The sequence below is a fragment of the Mesorhizobium sp. M0029 genome (assembly GCF_040323735.1).
Lineage (GTDB): Bacteria > Pseudomonadota > Alphaproteobacteria > Rhizobiales > Rhizobiaceae > Mesorhizobium.
In genome coordinates this window covers 80,388-98,659 of sequence record NZ_JAMYVF010000020.1, presented here as the reverse complement: position 1 = coordinate 98,659, position 18,272 = coordinate 80,388, and the positions used below count along the sequence as shown (strand labels likewise).

Below are 18,272 nucleotides of genomic sequence, written 5' to 3'. Positions count from 1 at the left end.
TCGCCTCCCCTCTCATTTCGGCTCTCTTGTCAGCCACAGCTGCACCAGCGTGATGGCGATGGCCAAGCCCGCCATGGTGTAGGCCACGGCCGAGGCGTAGCCGAAATTGAGCGAGCGAAAACCCTGGCGGTAAAGCAAGAGGCCGAGCGTCTCGGTGCCGCCGCCGGGGCCGCCGCGCTCCGTGATCAGGAACGGCTCGGTGAACAACTGCATCGTGCCGATGATGGACAGCACGGCGCAAAACACGATGACCGGTTTGAGCAGCGGCAGCGTTATGTAGAAGAACTGCTTGAGCTTGCTGACGCGGTCGAGCGTCGCTGCTTCATAGACGTCCTCGGGGATCGACTGCAGGCCGGCGAGCAAGATGATGGCGTTGTAGCCGGCCCAGCGCCAGGTTACCGCGATCATGATCAGCGCCATGGCCGGTGTGACGTTGGAGAACCAGTCGATCTTGGCCAGGCCGACGCCGGCGAGGAGCTTGTTGATGATGCCGAAATCCAGGTTGAACATCAGCCGGAACACGGCGGAATAGGCGACCTCGCCGACCACCACCGGAGCGAAGAAGGCAAAGCGGTAGAGGCCACGTGCTTTCAGCAGCGGCGAGTTCAGCAGCACCGCCATGATGATCGCCAGCGAGATCATCACCGGCACCTGGATGACGAGGATGAGCAGCGTGTTCTTCAGCGCGTTGAAGAAAGCGGGGTCGCCGATCAGGCGGCCCCAGTTGAACGTCGGCGCAAAGCGCCAGGGCACCGTGCGCGTCGCCTGGAAGGAAATCATGAACGAGGAGATGATCGGCCACACCCAGAAGATGGCGAAGATCAGAAGGTAGGGCGTAAGGAAGCGATAGGCCGTGGCGTTCTGGTAGCGCATGGTTTCCTCCTCCTTCCTCTTTCCCGGTTGATATCCGGCGTGTTGTTAGCCGGCGTCAATTATTAAGGCTTGGCGCCGCCCCTCATCCCCCTGCCGGGACCTTCTCCCCGTATAGTGACGGGGAGAAGGGGCTTGTTGGGACGCCGCCGGCGATTGGCGAACTGTTGGGCGAGAGCGTCCCTTTCCCCGCCACTATACGGGGAGAGGATGCCGGCAGGCAGGTGAGGGGCAGCGCCAACAGTCCGGCAAATTGCCCTATATCTGGCCCGCCAGCATCACCGCCTTGGTCACTTGATCGGCAGTCCCGTCGCCGAAGCGATCTGGCTGGCGGCGTCGTCGAGGGCGGCCTTGGCATCGGGATAGCCGCCGCCGAGATATTTGGTCTGCACGGCGCGCATGATGATTTCGGCGTCGCTCTGGAACGGCGTGCCGCGGCTCGGCACCACCTTGGGCAGCGTGGCGAGAATGTCCTTCCACACTGCCTGGCCGCCCCAATAGGGCAGGCCCTGCGAGACGTAGGGGTCGTCGAGGGCCGAGATCAGTGACGGCACCAGGCCGAAATCCCTGAGCATGGTAATCTGGCCTTCATTGGTCTCGAGCGTGTATTTCAGATAGGCGTAGGCGGCCTCCTTGTTCTTCGAGGCTGAGGTGATGGCGAGCGACGAGCCGCCGAGATTGGCCGCGCGGGGGCCGTCGGCGGTCAGGCTCGGCATCAGATAGACACCCCATTTGCCGTTTTCGCCGGCGGATTCGGTGCGGATGGTGCCCTCATACCAGCCGCCATAGACCTGGGTGGCGACGGTGCCGGCGGTGTTGTTGGTGATCTTGGTGCCCCAGTCGGCCGACGAGATGATGCCGGCGTCCTTCATGTCCTTGATCTTGGCCAGCGTGTCGACGCATTTCGGCTGGTTGACGGTGATCGACTGCCCATCGGCGGCGAAATAGCCGCAGCCCTGTTCGTTGGAAATCATGCGGAAGAATTCGGTGTCGCCGTTGAAATCGGCATTGGTCATGGTGACGCCGGGATTGGCGGCCTGGACCTTCTTGCCGGCGGCGATGAAATCGTCCCAGGTCTTGATCGAGGCCGGATCGACGCCAGCCTTCTCGTAGAAGTCGCGGCGGTAGAAGGCGGCTACCGGGCCGGAATCCCACGGCATGGCATAGGCCTTGTCGCCGACCTCCAGTTCGGTGCGCTTGAAATCCGGGAATTTCTTCTGGTCGTCGGCGGTGTAGCCCAGCGTGTGCAAATCGACGAAGCAATCGGGGAACTGGCTCCAGTAGTTCTCGGCCTCGCCGTTTTCGATCGAGACGATATCGGGCAGGCCGACGCCGCCGGCCGCACAGCCGGCGATCGACTTGTCATAGGTCGGCTGGTTGCCGAGATCCTGAACGGTGACCTTGACGTCGGGATACTGCTTGTTGAAGCCGGCCACCGTGGCCTTCAGCGACGAAGCGGCGATATTCCAGCTCCAGATCGTGATTTCGCCGGACTGCGCCAAAGCTGGGGCTGAGCCCAGGCCAAGCGCCAGCGCGGCACAGATCAGTGTCGTGCGCATTGAAATCCTCCCATTTCATTTGCTCTCTCTTCGCGAGCATGGCTAGACTAGGCGGCGCGGAAGGCTTGTCCCTGACAACGGGAATAAAAGATGGGCGGAAAGTAAGATGCCGGAACGGCCGTTTTACCAGCCTGGCGCCAGCAGCGTCGAAGGCCTGCCGATGGCTTTGCAGATGTTTCACAACCATCCGCTGGTGATGCTGAAGCCGCACTGGCATGCCCAGGTCGAGGTCAATTTCATCGTCCGCGGCAGCGTGCATTACCGCATGAACGAGCACGAGATCTCGCTGTCGGCCGGCGACATGTGCCTGTTCTGGGGCGGGCTGCCGCACCAGATGGACGATCTCTCCGACGACGCCATCTATGCCGGCGCGCATCTGCCGCTGGTGCATTTCTTCCGCCTGCATCTGCCGACGGATGTCCGCCACCGGCTGATGACCGGCGCCACGCTGGTGACATCGGCGACCGACCAGGCCGACCATCACAATTTCGAGCGCTGGAACCGCTATTTCCGCTCGGGCGATGCGGCGATAACCGAGCACGCCGTGAACGAGCTGCTGCTGCGGTTGGAGCGGGTGCGCTTCGAGCCCTACCGGCTGGTGCCGGAAACCGCCATCGGCCAGGAACCCGGCGGCCCGTTCGACCAGCAATCGCTGCGCAATGTCGGTCGCATGTGCGACTTCATCGCCGAGAATTTCCTCTACGACATAGACTGCGTCGACATTGCCGCTGCCGCCGACATCCATCCCAAATACGCCATGAGCATTTTCAAGAAGTCGACCGGCATGACGCTCAACGAATATATGAACCTGCTGCGGCTGAGCTATGCGCAGGCGCTGCTGATGCATGAAGACGCCAATGTGCTGCGCGTCGCCATGGATTCAGGCTTTGGCTCGCTCAGCGCCTTCAACAAATCCTTCCGCAAGCTGGCAGGGATGTCGCCCTCGGATTTTCGCCGGGGTGCGGTGGGCCGATAGGTTCAACGGTCATCTTGATCAACCCGCAGCCGTTCCGGGTGGAAACATGTGCAAGGCTAATCGCGACCGCCTTTGTCGGATGCGATCATCAACTTGGAGAAAGTTGTCAGCGACTTCGCGTTTCATGAGCGCCTTCCCCCACTCCGCTCGACGGAGTGGGGTCGACCTGGCTCTGGCGTTGTCATTTCAAGCCGGGACCGGTGCCCTCCGCCCGAGGAAACCCGACAATTACCGCCAGCCCAGGCCGGCGATCCTCCAGCGCAATCGTTGCACCATGCAGGTCGGCGATGGCCCGCACCAGGCTGAGGCCAAGGCCGCTGCCGGGCGTGGTGCGGCTGGAGTCGAGCCGGTAGAGCCGCTGGAACACTTTTTCGCGCTCCTGCGCCGGGATGCCGAGGCCGTTGTCGGCGACCTCAGCCACGATGCGGTCGTCCTGCCGCGTCACCGATATCTGGATCGCCGTGCCATCAGGGCAATGCCGCAGCGCGTTTTCCACGAGATTGGCAAACAATTGCGTCAGCAGGTCGCGGTCGCCGTGGACCAGGCATGGGGTGCCGTGGACGATCGTGGCCGACAGCGACTTGCCGTCATCCTCGGCGACACCGGCATAGATTTCGGCGATGGCATCGATGACGCCGTTGAGGTCGAGATCGACAAAGCGCGCCTTGCGGGCGCCGGCCTCGATCTGGGCAATACGCAACAGCGCATCGAAAGTCTCGTTGATCTGCAGGCTTTCCCCACGTGCCTCCGCCAGCTCATCGGCAACGGCCTCACCCCGCGCGGTCCTGTCGGCCGCAGCTTCCAAAATCATCTGCAGCCGGTTGAGCGGCGTCTTCAGATCATGCGCGATGTCGGCGCTGACCTGGCGCATGCCGTCCACCAGCGCCGCCAGCCGCTCCAGCGCGGCGTTGACCTGGCGCGAGACGCCGTCAATGTCGTCGCCATTGCCGAGCAGTGGAATGCGGGCGTCGAGCCGGCCGTTGGAGACATCGTCCATGGTGGCGGCTATGCCGTCGAGGCGGCGCTGCACGCGCGACGCCAGCAGGGCGCCGCCGGCCACCCCAAGGCCGGAAATGATCAGGGTGGCCCAACCGAAGCTCATCAGCACGATGTTTTCCAACTCCCTTATCTCAGACAGCGAGAAGGCGACGGTCAGGCTGTTCGGCCCGACCGAACCGGACCAGGCGCGGTACATGGTGCCGGGCGTCACATCGGGCAGGGACGCTGCAAAATCCGAAAAGCCATCGGGAAGGTCGGCGGCGGTGAAATTCCCGGCCAGGCGATTGCCGGCGGGATCGGTGAGCGAGAACAGCTGTTCCTTGCTCGGGCTGAGCGCGGCGTGGCTGTCGACTGCCGAAACCAGATCCTCCCGGTCGTTTCCGGCATAGGTCACCGCCACGACCGAATAGGTCTCCTTGACCGACTGGTCGAGCTGCTCGGCAAGATCCGCGCTCATCAGCTGGTAGACGATGGCGCCTGACAGGATGAAGGCGAGCACGAACAGCAAGGCGAAGGTCAGGGCCAGCCGAAACGGCGTGCTGCGCAGCAGGCGAGAGCCTGTCTCAGTCATAGTGCGTTTCAGTCATGGCAAGCTTCAGTCATGGCAAGTTTCTGTCATGCCGCGCCTCAGTCGTGAACACTGTAGCCAGTGTTGCGCACGGTGTGGATCAACGTGGTTTCGAACGGCCTGTCGATCTTGGCGCGCAGCCGGCTGATATGGGTTTCGACGACGCTGGTCTTGGGGTCGAAGTGAAAATCCCAGACCCGTTCCAGAAGCATGGTGCGGGTGATGACGCGGCCCTCGCCGCGCATCAGCACTTCGAGCAGGCTGAATTCGCGCGGCTGCAGGTCGATCGCCTGGCCCTGCCTGGTGACGCGGCGCTGGATCAGGTCCATTTCGAGGTCTGCGATGCGCAGCGTCGTCTTCAGCTCCTGCACCGCAGGGCGACGGCCGAGCGCGTTGATGCGAGCGAGCAGTTCGGAAAAGGCGAATGGCTTGACGAGATAGTCGTCGCCGCCGGCCTCGAGCCCTTCAACCCTGTCGTCGACGCCGCCGACCGAGGTCAGAAAGATCGCCGGCGTGCGCACGCCCGCCGCCCGCACCGCCTTGATCATCGACAGGCCGTCGAGGCCGGGCAGCATGCGGTCGACGACGATCACGTCATAGGCGTCGCGTGTCGCGGCAAACAGCGCGTCATGCCCGTCGCGCAGCAGATCGCAGACATGCCCGGCTTCGCTCAGGCCCTTGACGACATAGTCTGCGGTCCTGGGGTCATCCTCAACAAGGAGAAGTCGCATCTCTGTTCCGGTCTGTTGCCGAGGCTTTGCCAGAGCGGCATGCTAGCACCGGCGGCGGTCCGTTCCTAGAATATCCGCCGGCGCCTGGTCGCTCGTGGTCGTTGCACATGTCCATAAGTGTCATCCGACCGGATCGCGCGCAGGGACAAGCATCCTGCGCAGCACGGCGTCTTTCAGAATAAAATGATGGAAGAGTGCCGCACCGGCATGAATGCAGATCAGAACGATGAATACCGGCTTTGCCCAAGTATGGACATCGCCCATCCAGCTCCAAACATAAAAGGCCAGAAGCCCGGAAACAGGAGCGGCAACGAGAAGGCCATAGAACAGCGCATGCGTTGTGCGTGAGGCGAAAGCCATCCATTTCGGCATTGTGGATTGCGGCTTGGGCGCACCGATGAAGAGGCGGACGGCCAGTCGCACGAACACCAGCAACAGGATCGCCAGGCCTACCCAGTAATGGGCGGACCCCATGGTCTGCCCGTAGGACGACAGTTGGCGTCTGTCCGCTGCCGCATCGACATAGATTGTCATGTTTTCGCCGAACAGGAGCTGGAACAGGACAAGCGCCGCTATCATCCAATGCAGGCTAATTTGGAGGCCGCTATAACCGGATTTCCTGGAGTTCATTCTTCCGTCCATGAGGTGAGCGCGATAGCTGCCCAGGGCGACCCACGGGAGGGATCCATTGACGTTTTGGCGCGTTCTCGTCGCGTCAAGCGGGCGTGCAGGTGCTTGCATCTACTCCGATTCAAGCAGGATTTTGTCGGCCTCGCCGGTGCCCTTCTTCAGACTCATATAGAGAACGAGGGCGACGATGCAGCCCAGGAAGATCATGCTGGTGAAGGTGGTGCCGAAGCCGAGGCCGCCATATTCGACCGGCTGCGACAGCAGGTCGCCGAACGAGGCGCCAAGCGGCCGCGTCAGGATGTAGGCCAGCCAGAAGGCGAGGATGGCGTCGAGGCCGAAGGCGAAATAGCCGAGGGCGATGAAGACGATGACCGCGCCGAACAAGAAGCCAGTCGTGAGATAGCCAATGTCGAACGTCTCGGCGACTAGGTCGCCGGCCGCGGTGCCGAGCGAAAAGGTGAACAGGATCGCCAGCCAGTAGAAGATCTCGCGCCTGGTGGTGACGATCGTATGGATGGAGAGCGTTCTTTCGCTGGCGTACCAGACCGCGAATGTCGCGGCGAGCAAGACCGTGAAGGCAATCGTGGTGGTTTGCAGACGGACACCGAAATTGTCGACCAGATTGTCGGTAATCAAGGTGCCGACGACGCTGATCAGCACCACCGCCAGCCAATAGGCCCATGGCACATAACGCTTCTGCGCGAATTGCAGCGCCAGCGCGACGACAAGGATGCCGGTCATGATCAGCGAGGTGACGGTCAGTCCGAAGCCAAGATTGACGGCCAGATAGTCGGCCGCCGTCTCGCCCATGGTGACCGCCAAAAGCTTGATCAGCCAGAATTCGACGGTGACATCAGGGACCCTGTTGGGTGATGCCAGTGCGGCGGGTGCAGTGCTTGCAGACAAGAGCATGATGGGATCCTTGTCGTTTCGGCGGGGACGGGCCTATTCCCCGGTACGTGCGGCGAGGCTTGGTCTTACTTCCCCATGATCTTCATGGCCTGAGCGAAGAAGTCGTCGGCGCGCTTGTCGTCGTCGGCATTGCAGCGCTCGACGCCTTTGGCCTCGAGATCGGATACTTTTGTCTTGTCCGCGGCGCTCAGCGCCGCCAAGGCTTCCGCCGCGCGCAGGTCCTTCAGAGCGTCTTCGCAAGGCGTCGCAGCGGAAGCGGCTGAAAAGACCGGGTTGGCGATGGCAATGGCGCAGAGCGAGAAAGCGAGGGTTAGCTTTTTCATGCTGGTGTTCCTGTCTTGCGCCGATATCCAGGCGGTGTTGAAACGATGTCCGGCAGGTCGGCCGGCATAAGGACTATGGGCAGGCGACCTCGCCGCAATCTGTCCGCCCGCTTACAAATTCGTAAGAATGGCTGAAATTCCTGCCGGTTGCCTCGCCATCGCCGCACGGAAGCGCTAGTGGGTGGCGAGACACCGGCGCTATGAGCCCTGCCGGAGAGCAGGAACTATGATGAGCTACGCTCCCCCCAAGCCGGCAGCGAAGGCGTTCGACCAGCACAAGCGCCTGCTCGTCATACAAGTGGCGGCAGCCCTCGCCGTCATGCTGTTGCTGTTCACCAAGCCCTTTCTCGTCGAAGGCTCGGACGGGCACGAATACATTGAGGCGCTGGGCATCGGCTTCGTGCTGGTCTGCTTCCTTGGCCGTCTGTGGAGCATTCTCTATGTCGGCGGCAGGAAGAACGACGAGCTGGTCACCATCGGCCCGTTCTCGATGAGCCGGAACCCGCTCTACTTCTTTTCCACGGTCGGCGCGGCGGGCGTCGGGTTGATGTACGGCTCGGTGCTGGTGGCGGCGGCGCTGGCTCTGGTGAGCTACCTGGTGTTCCGGGTGACGGCGCGCAAGGAAGCCGAGTTCCTGTTTGGAAAGTTCGGCCCCGCCTACAGCGTCTATGCCGAACGCACGCCGCCTTTCTGGCCGAACCCGCTGCTGTTTCACGATCAAGCCGAACGCCGGTTCTCGACAAAGGCGTTGCGGCGGACATTCACGGACGGGCTCTATTTCCTGGCGCTGTTCCCGGCCATCGAGACGATTGAGCAGTTGCGGATCAGCGGCATGCTGCCGGTGTTTTTCACCCTCTACTGACCGGAGCGCCGTGCCGCGCGGCGCACGCTGTAGAGCAGGATGACGAGGCAGCCGGGCAGAAGCAGGACGCCGCCGGCAAGCGGCGGCAACGCCAGCAGCTTCACTGCCGCGGCAATCGCCACGATCAACAGCAGCGCCAACGTCGCAAGGCTGCCGTCGTCGATGAACATGCCGACGAGCTCCTTTAGAATGAGGCGGACGACGTTCATCGAGCAACTCCTTGTGCAGCCTTGGGGTAGCTGGCGCGCAACCAGCGCACCATGGCGAAGCACGCGACGGCGATGATTGCGAAGATGGCCAGCAGCGCCAGATCGGCGCCCGGCCAGTCGGTGCCCAGGCCTTCGCCGGTCCAGAAAATGCCGAAGCTTGTCAACATCAGGCCGACGGCGAATTTGAGCGCGTTTTCCGGCACCCGCGTCAGCGGCCTGTGCACCGCAAGGCCGATGATCGTTACCAGGATGAAGGCCGCCAACGCGCCAAGGCTGGCATAGAAGGTCTGTGCATGCGCGGCGCCGACGGCAATGACGATGAACACCACCTCGACACCTTCGAGCAGCACCGCCTTGAAGGCCGCGAGCCCGGCCAGATAATCGGCGCGGCGGTCATTGGCCTGCTGCTGCAAAGCGGCGGTTTCCTTTGAAAAGGCGGCGTCCTCGTCATGCAGGGCGATGACGCCGACACTGCGCAAAATGGCCTTTCTCAACCAGCGCATGCCAAACAGGACCAGGAGCACGCCGACGACGAACTGCAGCACCGCAATGGGAATCAGCGCCAGCAGCGGTCCGAAGGCCAGCACCAGAGCCGCCAGCACCGCCAGCGCCAGCGCCGCGCCTGTCAGCGCTGGCCGCCAGCTGCGGGTGACGCCGACCGCCAGCACGATGGTGAAGGCCTCGGCCACTTCGACGAAGGAGGTAAGGAACGAGGCGGTCACGGTGGAAAGTATGGGCGTCAGGCCGTTCATGAAGGTTTCCTGTCTGCGGGAATCACTAGCCTGAGAAGGATACAGCGCTCCGGCGGAAGGGAGAACGCGCCGGCATCGTCGCCATGGTCTATCTGTTGCGTCAACATCGGTGGCCCGGTCGCCGGCGTTCGCTACGAGCTGCTCGGCGTCGGCGACAATTTCAAGCCGATCGTGCTAGGCCTTGTCATTGTGCTCGCCGTCATTCTGGATGCCTATCGGGAAAAGCTGTTGAGGGTGATCCGATAAAGCGCGTCGCGCTTTTTGGTTTTTGTTTTATGGATGTCATTTTCCCAGATCCGCCGGACACTCCGGGCGACATGCACTAGGGGACAAGAAATGACGACGATTGCCGATGTCGCGCGCCATGCCGGAGTGTCGGTCGCAACCGTCTCGCATGTGATGAACCGCACGCGCCATGTCGAGCCTGAGACGGCCGAGCGCGTGCATTCGGCCATCGCCGCCTTGCGCTACAGCCCGAACACGCTGGCGCGCAGCCTGAGGCGCGGCGAGACCAAGACCATCGGCCTGCTGCTGCCGGACAATTCCAACCCGTTCTTCGCCGGCGTGGCGCGCCAGATCGAGGATGCCGGCTTCCTTGCCGGCTATACTGTGATCCTGTGCAACTCCGACGGCAGCGCCGAGAAGGAGGAGCGCTACCTCCAGGTGCTGATGGCCAAGCAGATCGACGGGCTGATCTTCGCCGGCTCGTCGGATCATGCGCGGGTGTTCTCCAGCCTTCTGCCCGGCGTGCCGGCGGTGCTGATCGACCGCGAGATCCATTCGGTCAATGTCGATTCCGTGCTGGTCGATCACGATCATGGCGGCTATCTCGCCGGCCGCTATCTGGCCGGGCTCGGCCACGAGAAGATCGGCGTCATCGGCGGCCCGCGCGATTCCAGCTCCAGCCCCGCCCGCCTGCGCGGCTTCGCCAGGGCGCTGCAGGAAGCCGGCCTCGACCTGCCGCCGGCCTCGGTGGTGGATTCCGACTATCACTTTGCCGGCGGCCGCACAGCGATGGAGCGGCTGATGGCGCAGGCGCCGGGGATCACGGCGCTGTTTGCCTGCAACGATCTGATGGCCATGGGCGCGCTGACAGTGCTGCGCGGGCGCGGATTGCGGGTCCCAGGCGACATGTCGATGATCGGCTTCGACGACATACCCTATGCCGTCACCACCTGGCCGCCACTGACGACGATCGCACAGCCGGTCGAGAAGATCGGCACGCGGGCGGTGAGCCTGCTGATCGAGCGAGTTGCCGAGCCGGCGGCGCATTCGCGCCGCGAAGTGCTCACGCCGGTGCTCGTCGAACGGGAGAGCTGCGCGCCGTTGAGCGGCTGAAGTCCCTCAGGCGGCGGCCGGCTGCAGCGCTGCCCTGAGCAGCATGCCGAAGAGGTCGCGCGGCTCGTCGGGATCGGCGAGCAGGTCGAGCTCCTCGTAGAGGCCGGTGGCCTGAAGCTGGTCTCTGATATAGCGCAGCGCGGAAAAATCCTCGGTGGCGAAGCCGACGGAATCGAACAGGGTGATCTGTTCCGCCGTCTTGCGGCCTTCCGCCTTGCCGGTCATCACCTGCCACAACTCGGTCACCGGATGGTCGGCGTGGAGCTGCTGGATTTCGCCCTCGATGCGCGTCTGCGGCGGGAACTCGACGAAGATGTCCGAGCGAAGCAGGATGTCGCGGTGCAGTTCCGTCTTGCCGGGGCAGTCGCCGCCGACCGCGTTGATGTGCACGCCGGAACCGACCATGTTGTCGGTCAGAATGGTGGCGGACAGCTTGTCGGCGGTCACCGTGGTGATGATGTCGACTCCTTCCACAGCATCCTGGCCCGTTGTGCAGATGGTGACGTCAAAGCCTTTGCCGGCGAGGTTGCGGGCGCATTTTTCCGAAGCGGAACGGTCGATGTCATAGAGCCGCAGCCGGTCGATGCCGAGCAGCGCTTTGAAGGCGACAGCCTGGAACTCGGACTGGGCGCCATTGCCGATGATGGCCATCGAGCGCGCGCCCCTGGGCGCCAGATATTTGGCAGCGACCGCGGAGGTGGCCGCGGTGCGCAGCGCCGTCAGGATCGTCATTTCGGTGAGCAGCATCGGATAGCCGGAGCCGACATCGGCGAGCACGCCGAAGGCGGTGACGGTCTGGCGGCCCTCGCGCATGTTCTTCGGGTGGCCGTTGACATATTTGAAGCCGTAGAGGCGGCCGTTGCTGGTCGGCATCAGCTCGATGACGCCGTCATGGCTGTGCGAGGCGATGCGCGGCGTCTTGTCGAACAGCTCCCAGCGGCGAAAATCCTCCTCGATATAGGCGGCGAGTTCGGTGAGGAACCGCTCGACGCCGATGGTCAGCACCAGCTTCATCATGCGGTCGACGCTGACGAAGGGGACGATGGCAAGGCGGGAAGGCTGGGTCATGCAATGCTTCCGGAATGGCTGCGGGTCGGGCGGTCCATGATGCGGCGGCCCATCAGGCTGGCGGCGAGGTCGACCATCAGAGTGGCGGTGCGGCCGCGCTCGTCGAGGAACGGGTTGAGCTCGACCAGATCAAGGCTGGAGACCAGGCCGCTGTCGGACAGCATCTCCATCACCAGATGCGCCTCGCGGAAGGTGGCGCCGCCGGGCACGGTGGTGCCGACGGCCGGCGCGATGGAGGGGTCGAGGAAGTCGACGTCGAGGCTGACATGCAGCAGGCCGTTTTCCTTTTCGACGATGGCCAGGAAGGCGCGCAGCAAAGGTGCGACGCCGTGCTCGTCAATGGTGCGCATGTCGTGCACGGTCACGCCCGCTTCGCTCAGCGCCCGGCGCTCCGCCGGATCGACGCTGCGCAGGCCCATGACGCAGATGTGGGCGGGATCGACGGCGACGGGCAGGTCGGGGAAATAACCGTTGAAGCCCGGCCGGCCGCTGGCATAGGCGAGCGGCACGCCGTGCAGATTGCCGCTGACGGTGGTATCGAGCGTGTGGAAATCCGGATGCGCATCGAGCCACAGCACGAAGAGCGGCCGGACGCGTTCGGCCGCCCGTCGGGCTATGCCCGACATCGTGCCGGCCGATATCGCGTGGTCGCCGCCAAGGAAGATCGGCATGGCGTTCCGCGAAGCCGCATAGGCGGTCTCGGCTATCGCCGCCGTCCAGGCGGAAATCTCCGGTAGGGCCTTCAGCGCGAGATTGCCATGGACGATTGCGCGCACGGCGGCCGGTTGCACCGCGCCCCAGTCCTCGACCTCGTGGCCAAGTTCCGACAGCACCGAGACAAGCCCGGCCGTGCGCAGCGCGCTTGGCCCCATCTCGCATCCCATCCTGCCGGCGCCGTCCTGCACCGGCGCGCCAACGATCCTGCAGCGCATTCTTTTTGTCCTTGCGATTGATGCGTGGAATGAACCATCCCGGCCCGGCAGTTTGAACAGGCGAAATTGGCATTTCGCGAAGAATGATTTATCATTCCGAGAAGTCAGTTTGGTCAAAGTGGATAGAATGATGGACTTGCTCGATGAAAGGCTGGTCACGCTGCTCCGGCACGACGCCCGGCGCAGCATCTCCGATCTCGCGGTCGATCTCGGGGTGTCGCGCGCCACGGTCAGGGCGCGCATGGAGCGGCTGGAAAAGTCGGGTGAGATCATCGGCTACACGGTGGTGCTGCGCGCCGACGCCGTCGACCAGCGGATACGCGGCGTGATGATGATCGAGATCGAAGGCCATGCCGCGGATCGCGTGGTCCGGGCGCTTGGCGGCCTGGCCGAGGTTTCGACCATTCACACCACCAATGGCCGCTGGGACCTGGTGGTCGAACTCGGCACTGCATCGCTCACCGATTTCGACGCCGTGCTTAGGCGGATACGGCTCATCCCCGGGATAACCGGCAGCGAGACAAGTCTGCTGCTGGCAACGCCGAGGACGACAAGGGCGCGGCTGGCTTAGCCGCCGTTCCGGCCGGCGTGTTCACGCAAAGCTTTGGGCGGAACTGGCGAATGGGTCGCCTGGCTGACGAATCTCATTGGGGCCGCAGCTATCCTCCACATGACGGACGAAGCCGGCATGACGCGAGATTGCACCAGCTTCAACGGTGCAAGGACCGGACGCTTGCCACAGGCCAAGGCTGATGGCAGGATAAAAGGCCGCAATGTGCGGCCTCTGGCGGCCGTTGTGTTTCGATGGATTATGAAGCATTTTCCCAAGGTGCGGGTTCTCCTCACAATGTGCGGCAGCCTCGTTTCGCCTTGGTCGCCCTTGATTTTTCGCAATGTGCGCTTTGCCTGCCTCAGGCCGCAGGGCATTTAATTCCACGGGGTCAAGCCTCATGACAGAGATTTGTGCTCGGGCCGTCTATCGTCGGCGAAGACAAGGCATGGCGCCACAATCAGCGCCCCTGGCATTCGTGACCTGGTGAAGAATGCCGTTGCGTACCTCTCGCCCCCATGTTTCAAAACAGGTCGATAGACCCGTGAGAATGGTTTCGAAGCCTGCGGGGTTGCCCACGGTCCGGCGAGAATTCTAAAAGACGTTCACAATGACACAGCACGCAAAAGACGCACGAATTCTCATGTACAGCCACGACACGTTCGGGCTCGGCCATTTGCAGCGCTGCCGAACGATCGCGCATTCGCTGGTCGGGGATTTCCGCGGACTTCAGGTGCTTATCATTTCGGGCGCCACCATCGCCGGCGCCTTCGACTACCGCGCCCGCGTCGACTTCGTGAAGATCCCCAGCGTCATCAAGCTGCGCAACGGCGAATACACCTCGCTGGAAAAGGACATCGATCTGCATGAGACGCTAAGGATGCGGCAGTCGATTATCCGCCACACGGCCGAGAGCTTCCGGCCGGATATCTTCATCGTTGACAAGGAACCGCTGGGGCTGCGCGGAGAGATCGAGGATACGCTGTCCTACCTCAAGACGCGGGGCACCACGCTCGTGCTTGGCCTGCGCGAGGTGATGGACGCGCCGCATTTGCTCGAAGCGGAGTGGGCACGCAGGGATGTGATGCGCAAGATAGGCCTGTTCTACGACAAGGTCTGGGTCTATGGCCCGCCGGATTTCTACGATCCGCTGACCGGCCTGGACGTGCCGCCGGCGGTCAGGGCAAAGATGAAGTTCGTCGGTTTCCTGCAACGGAGCCTGCAGCAGAACCAGTTGCCCGGCCACCGGCCCGAGGGCGACTATATCCTGGTTACCACCGGTGGCGGCGGTGACGGCGCCGACCTGATCCACAACGTCATCGAGGCCTATCAGCAGGATTCGCGATTGCAGCACCGGGCGCTGATCGTGCTTGGGCCCTACATGCCGGCGCGCAAGCGCAACAAGCTGGTCCGGAAGGGGGCCAAGATCCCCTATGTCAAGATCATCGAATTCGACAACCGCATGGAAGAGCTGATTGCCGGCGCCAAGGCGGTGGTGGCGATGGGCGGTTACAACACCTATTGCGAGATATTGTCTTTCGACAAGCCGGCGCTGATCGTGCCGCGCGTCACGCCGCGCGAGGAACAGCTGATCCGGGCACGGCGCGCAGCCGAACTCGGCCTCATCGAGATGCTTTTGCCTGAGGAGGCCGAGGATGCCCAACGGTTTGCCGATGCGCTGCAGGTTTTGCCGGGCCGGCCCCGCCCATCGCAGAGCAATGCGCATCTGACGCTGGAAGGGCTGCCTCATATTTCCGAAATCGTCGCGGAACTGCTCGACCGGCGGGCCGGCCATCACCTTTCGGTCATTGAAGGCATGAACTGAGTTGCAACACCGCAAGATCGTCGTGGTTCTGAAGGGCTACCCGCGGCTGTCGGAAACGTTCATCGCGCAGGAGCTGCTCGGTCTGGAGCGTGCGGGGTTCGACCTGATACTTTTCGCGCTCAGGCGGCCGACCGACGCAAAACGTCATCCCGTGCATGACGAGATCAAGGCCCCCGTCCATTATCTGCCGGAATATCTGCACAGAGAGCCGCTGCGAGTGGTTCGATCGCTGTTTGCCTGTCTGCCGCGGCCTGGCTTCTGGCGCGCGCTCAAATCGCTCGCTGCCGATATCCGCCGCGACTTTACCCGCAATCGCGCGCGCCGCTTCGGGCAAGCGCTGGTGTTGGCCGCCGAATGGCCGCAAGATGCCGGATGGCTGCATGCCCATTTCGCGCACACGCCGGCATCGGTGACGCGCTATGCCAGCCAGCTTCGTGGCTTGCCCTGGAGCTGCTCAGCCCATGCCAAGGACATCTGGACGTCGGCGGACTGGGATCTGGCCGGCAAGCTTTCCTCGGCGCGCTGGACGGTCACGTGCACGAAAACCGGCTTCGACCATCTGAAAAAACTCGCCAACGGCAGTTCGTCCGTGCATCTGAGCTATCATGGGCTCGACCTTGACCGCTTCGGCAGTTTCGGCGAGGCGCGAAAACAGCGTGACGGCTCGGCGCCGGCCGAACCGGTCATGATCTTGAGTGTCGGACGCGCCGTTGAAAAGAAAGGCTATGATACGTTGCTAGAGGCTCTTGCCCTCTTGCCTGGCGATCTGGCGTGGTGTTTCGAGCATATCGGTGGCGGCGAGGAACTGAAACGGCTGAAGGCGCTGGCGCAAAGGCTCGGGCTGGAGGGGCGCGTCTCCTGGAAAGGCGCGCTGGCGCAGGAGGAGGTGCTTGAGCACTACCGCAGCGCCGACATCTTCGCTTTGGCCTGCAGGATCACCGCGGATGGCGACCGGGACGGCCTGCCGAATGTTCTGGTGGAGGCGGCCAGCCAGCGGCTTGCCTGCGTGTCGACCGATATATCCGGCGTGCCGGAGCTTTTATCGTCGGATGAAACCGGGCTGCTGATTCCCTCGGAAAACCCGACTGCACTGGCACAGGCGCTGGAGCGCCTGATCCGCGATCCCGTCCTGCGCGCCCGCCTCGGCGACGCCGCGGAGCGGCGCGTGCGAAGCAATTTCGACCATGTGGCAGGCATTGGACAGCTCAAGGAACTGTTCGAGCGGGAGTGGCGGGCCGCCGAATGAAGCGGCTGCGCGCTTTCTTCTATGTTCAGCACCTGCTCGGCATCGGCCATCTCGCGCGCGCCAGCCGCATTGCGGCGGCTCTGGTCGATGACGGGTTCGACGTCACCGTCGTGACCGGCGGAGCGCCGATCGCGGGATTTCCGGGATCGGGTGTAAAATCCGTGACCCTGCCGCCTGTCACCTCCGGTGACGAAGGGTTTTCCGGACTTGTCGACCTGCAGGGCAAAGCCGTCGACGATGATTTCAAGACGCGGCGCTCAGAGATGCTGCTGCAGGCTTTCCGGAATTACAGGCCCGACATCGTCATTATCGAGGCGTTTCCCTTTGGACGCCGGCAGATGCGTTTCGAACTCTTGCCACTGATCGAGGCCATCGAAGCGACATCGCCCAGACCGCTGCTGGCGGCGTCCGTCCGCGACATCCTTCAGGAGCGCGTGAAGCCGAGCCGAAACGAAGAAACGGTCGATCTCGTCAACAGGCATTTCGATCTTGTCATGGTCCATGGCGATCCGGCTTTCGCAACCATCGACAAGACATTTCCGCTGGCTGGGGCGATCAGGGCCGAGGCCGCCTACACCGGGCTCGTTGCCGCGCCGCCGGCGAAAGCGGCCTCAGAGCGCTTCGACGTTCTGGTGTCGGTTGGCGGCGGGGCGGCCGGAAAGAGCCTTGTCAGATCCACCGTCGCGGCGGCGCGAAATGCCGATAACGCCTGGACATGGTGTTTGATCACCGGCCCAAACCTGCCGAAGGACGAGTTTGACGCGATTTCACGCGATGCCTCCCCACGCCTGTCCATCTTCCGGTTCCGCGAGGATTTCGCCAGCCTGCTGACCGGCGCCCGCCTGTCGGTCTCGCAGGCGGGTTACAACACGGTCTGCGATGTCATGCGCGCGGGGTGTCGCTCGCTGCTCGTTCCATTTGCAGCCGGCGGGGAAACCGAGCAGACGCGTCGCGCTCTGATGCTCGAAGAGCTCGGTCTTGCAACGGTGCTGACGGAACAGGACCTGACGCCTGAAGGTCTGGCGCATGCGATCGAGCAGGCGCTTGCCGGACCGCCGCCAGCCGCGCATCGCCTCGATCTGGAAGGGGCGCGGCGCTCGGCGCAAATCCTGCGCGAGCGCTTCAAACAGTTCCGATCAGCATGAAGCGTGTATAATTTTTTGTCGGCAATTCGCCGGAGAACCTGATCTGCCGCAGCGCCGCCATGGCTTCGAAGGCTGCAAGTGACGCCACGCAGTTGATGTGCGTCGGCTCGCTGAAATAATCGTTCGATTGCAGCAGGACATTCGTGCCCTGCGGAAGCAGGGCAAGCCAGGCGCTGAGATCGGCTATGTGTTCGCAGCTCGTATTGACCACCAGGTCGGGCCGCGCGGCGGCATAGTCGAGCTTGTACATATCTGCCGTCAGCGCTTGAAACCGGTCGCCGGCTTGCCGGTTGAGTGTCCGGGCGACCGCGCCGACTTCGGGATCGATGTCGATGCTGTCGATCGCCGCGATGTCGAAGCGGGCGTCGTTGAAAAGAATCGCCGGCAATACGCCGTACCATCCACCCAGAACCCATATGCGCTCGAACCGGCCGCCGCAGCTTTCGAACAGCCTGTCGAGCGCCCACATCTTGCAGGCGACCTGCTTGTGGTTGAAGGCGTTCGCGATATTGGCCTGCGGATGCTTGGCGATGACGCGCGCCAGCCCGGCCACGAGAGGGTGGTCGACATAGGCGGCAATTCCCCGCGTGAGGTCCAGGACTTGCTCATGCCCATCCATGCCGGCATTGCGTGGTTGCGTGACATCCATCATATTCGTCTTCTATGTTGGGATTTCGGGCGACACAACGCAATCTTGCCTCTTGCAAGCCTGTTCGACTTGCGGACGCGACTGTGCCGCAAGCCGTTTCGCCATTGCCCGGAGGAGGCCGATTGAAT

Annotated in this window: 20 protein-coding genes and 1 pseudogene; 9 read left to right on the top strand and 12 right to left on the bottom strand. The window is 63.1% G+C overall.

The window, feature by feature from the left end; translation table 11 throughout:
• Positions 1-12 precede the first annotated feature (12 nt).
• The gene (locus tag NKJ76_RS26585) at positions 13-873 is read right to left on the bottom strand and encodes a carbohydrate ABC transporter permease (RefSeq protein WP_023672163.1); all 861 of its coding nucleotides are present in this window, start codon (positions 871-873) and stop codon (positions 13-15) included.
• A 287-nt stretch (positions 874-1,160) separates the two neighbouring features.
• Complete coding sequence (locus NKJ76_RS26580; RefSeq protein WP_023726709.1) at positions 1,161-2,429, bottom strand: ABC transporter substrate-binding protein; 1,269 nt, start codon at positions 2,427-2,429, stop codon at positions 1,161-1,163.
• Positions 2,430-2,535: 106 nt separating this feature from the next.
• Here NKJ76_RS26580 and NKJ76_RS26575 point away from each other — a divergent pair, with 106 nt between their 5' ends.
• Positions 2,536-3,405 (top strand): helix-turn-helix domain-containing protein, encoded by an 870-nt coding sequence (locus NKJ76_RS26575; RefSeq protein WP_023672161.1) that lies wholly within the window; start codon positions 2,536-2,538, stop codon positions 3,403-3,405.
• Between the two features lie 181 nt (positions 3,406-3,586).
• On the opposite strand, the gene NKJ76_RS26570 is transcribed toward NKJ76_RS26575, so the two are convergent.
• The 5 genes from NKJ76_RS26570 to NKJ76_RS26550 all read right to left on the bottom strand — a co-directional run bounded on the left by NKJ76_RS26570 (position 3,587) and on the right by NKJ76_RS26550 (position 7,568).
• On the bottom strand, positions 3,587-4,975 hold the full coding sequence (locus NKJ76_RS26570; RefSeq protein ID WP_023747421.1) for a HAMP domain-containing sensor histidine kinase: 1,389 nt from the start codon (positions 4,973-4,975) through the stop codon (positions 3,587-3,589).
• 56 nt (positions 4,976-5,031) lie between these two features.
• Positions 5,032-5,703: a winged helix-turn-helix domain-containing protein gene (locus tag NKJ76_RS26565; protein WP_023740151.1), complete on the bottom strand. Its 672-nt coding sequence runs from the start codon at positions 5,701-5,703 to the stop codon at positions 5,032-5,034.
• A 120-nt stretch (positions 5,704-5,823) separates the two neighbouring features.
• Positions 5,824-6,444, bottom strand: a complete 621-nt coding sequence (locus NKJ76_RS26560) for a cytochrome b (protein WP_245261217.1) — start codon at positions 6,442-6,444, stop codon at positions 5,824-5,826.
• Positions 6,445-7,245, bottom strand: coding sequence for a COG4705 family protein (locus NKJ76_RS26555; protein ID WP_031196754.1), 801 nt, complete (start codon positions 7,243-7,245; stop codon positions 6,445-6,447).
• 65 nt (positions 7,246-7,310) lie between these two features.
• Positions 7,311-7,568, bottom strand: coding sequence for a hypothetical protein (locus tag NKJ76_RS26550; protein WP_023685058.1), 258 nt, complete (start codon positions 7,566-7,568; stop codon positions 7,311-7,313).
• A gap of 229 nt (positions 7,569-7,797) precedes the next feature.
• On the opposite strand from NKJ76_RS26550, the gene NKJ76_RS26545 reads away from it, so the two are divergent.
• Positions 7,798-8,430, top strand: a complete 633-nt coding sequence (locus NKJ76_RS26545; protein ID WP_023685059.1) for a methyltransferase family protein — start codon at positions 7,798-7,800, stop codon at positions 8,428-8,430.
• On the opposite strand, the gene NKJ76_RS26540 is transcribed toward NKJ76_RS26545, so the two are convergent.
• A complete protein-coding gene (locus NKJ76_RS26540; RefSeq protein WP_023672157.1) occupies positions 8,424-8,639 on the bottom strand; it encodes a hypothetical protein in 216 nt (71 codons plus the stop codon). The two genes, NKJ76_RS26545 and NKJ76_RS26540, sit on opposite strands and share 7 nt — an antisense overlap.
• Positions 8,636-9,391 carry a COG4280 domain-containing protein gene (locus tag NKJ76_RS26535; RefSeq protein ID WP_352538750.1) on the bottom strand — a complete coding sequence of 252 codons (756 nt, stop codon included), beginning with the start codon at positions 9,389-9,391 and terminating at the stop codon, positions 8,636-8,638. The genes NKJ76_RS26540 and NKJ76_RS26535 overlap by 4 nt, the downstream gene beginning before the upstream one ends.
• Positions 9,392-9,450: 59 nt before the next feature.
• Between NKJ76_RS26535 and NKJ76_RS26530 the strand changes: the two are divergent.
• Both NKJ76_RS26530 and NKJ76_RS26525 read left to right on the top strand, forming a co-directional pair.
• Positions 9,451-9,637: pseudogene (locus NKJ76_RS26530) on the top strand (ABC transporter permease); the annotation flags it as partial.
• A 90-nt stretch (positions 9,638-9,727) separates the two neighbouring features.
• Complete coding sequence (locus NKJ76_RS26525) at positions 9,728-10,729, top strand: LacI family DNA-binding transcriptional regulator (RefSeq protein WP_023706787.1); 1,002 nt, start codon at positions 9,728-9,730, stop codon at positions 10,727-10,729.
• 6 nt (positions 10,730-10,735) lie between these two features.
• Here NKJ76_RS26525 and ocd read toward each other — a convergent pair whose 3' ends face one another.
• Positions 10,736-11,797, bottom strand: coding sequence for an ornithine cyclodeaminase (ocd, locus tag NKJ76_RS26520; RefSeq protein ID WP_352538749.1), 1,062 nt, complete (start codon positions 11,795-11,797; stop codon positions 10,736-10,738).
• On the bottom strand, positions 11,794-12,729 hold the full coding sequence (rocF, locus tag NKJ76_RS26515) for an arginase (RefSeq protein ID WP_352538748.1): 936 nt from the start codon (positions 12,727-12,729) through the stop codon (positions 11,794-11,796). The genes ocd and rocF overlap by 4 nt, the downstream gene beginning before the upstream one ends.
• Before the next feature lie 130 nt (positions 12,730-12,859).
• Between rocF and NKJ76_RS26510 the strand changes: the two genes are divergently transcribed.
• From NKJ76_RS26510 to NKJ76_RS26490, 5 genes are all read left to right on the top strand, one after another.
• Positions 12,860-13,300 carry an Lrp/AsnC family transcriptional regulator gene (locus NKJ76_RS26510; RefSeq protein ID WP_023745917.1) on the top strand — a complete coding sequence of 147 codons (441 nt, stop codon included), beginning with the start codon at positions 12,860-12,862 and terminating at the stop codon, positions 13,298-13,300.
• A gap of 99 nt (positions 13,301-13,399) precedes the next feature.
• Complete coding sequence (locus tag NKJ76_RS26505) at positions 13,400-13,660, top strand: hypothetical protein (RefSeq protein WP_023672151.1); 261 nt, start codon at positions 13,400-13,402, stop codon at positions 13,658-13,660.
• Between the two features lie 229 nt (positions 13,661-13,889).
• A complete protein-coding gene (locus tag NKJ76_RS26500) occupies positions 13,890-15,104 on the top strand; it encodes a glycosyltransferase family protein (RefSeq protein WP_352538747.1) in 1,215 nt (404 codons plus the stop codon).
• A 1-nt stretch (position 15,105) separates the two neighbouring features.
• On the top strand, positions 15,106-16,350 hold the full coding sequence (locus tag NKJ76_RS26495) for a glycosyltransferase (RefSeq protein ID WP_023827410.1): 1,245 nt from the start codon (positions 15,106-15,108) through the stop codon (positions 16,348-16,350).
• On the top strand, positions 16,347-17,495 hold the full coding sequence (locus NKJ76_RS26490; RefSeq protein WP_352538746.1) for a glycosyltransferase family protein: 1,149 nt from the start codon (positions 16,347-16,349) through the stop codon (positions 17,493-17,495). The genes NKJ76_RS26495 and NKJ76_RS26490 overlap by 4 nt, the downstream gene beginning before the upstream one ends.
• Here NKJ76_RS26490 and NKJ76_RS26485 read toward each other — a convergent pair.
• The gene (locus NKJ76_RS26485) at positions 17,473-18,144 is read right to left on the bottom strand and encodes a class I SAM-dependent methyltransferase (RefSeq protein WP_352538757.1); all 672 of its coding nucleotides are present in this window, start codon (positions 18,142-18,144) and stop codon (positions 17,473-17,475) included. The two genes, NKJ76_RS26490 and NKJ76_RS26485, sit on opposite strands and share 23 nt — an antisense overlap.
• Positions 18,145-18,272: the final 128 nt, after the last annotated feature.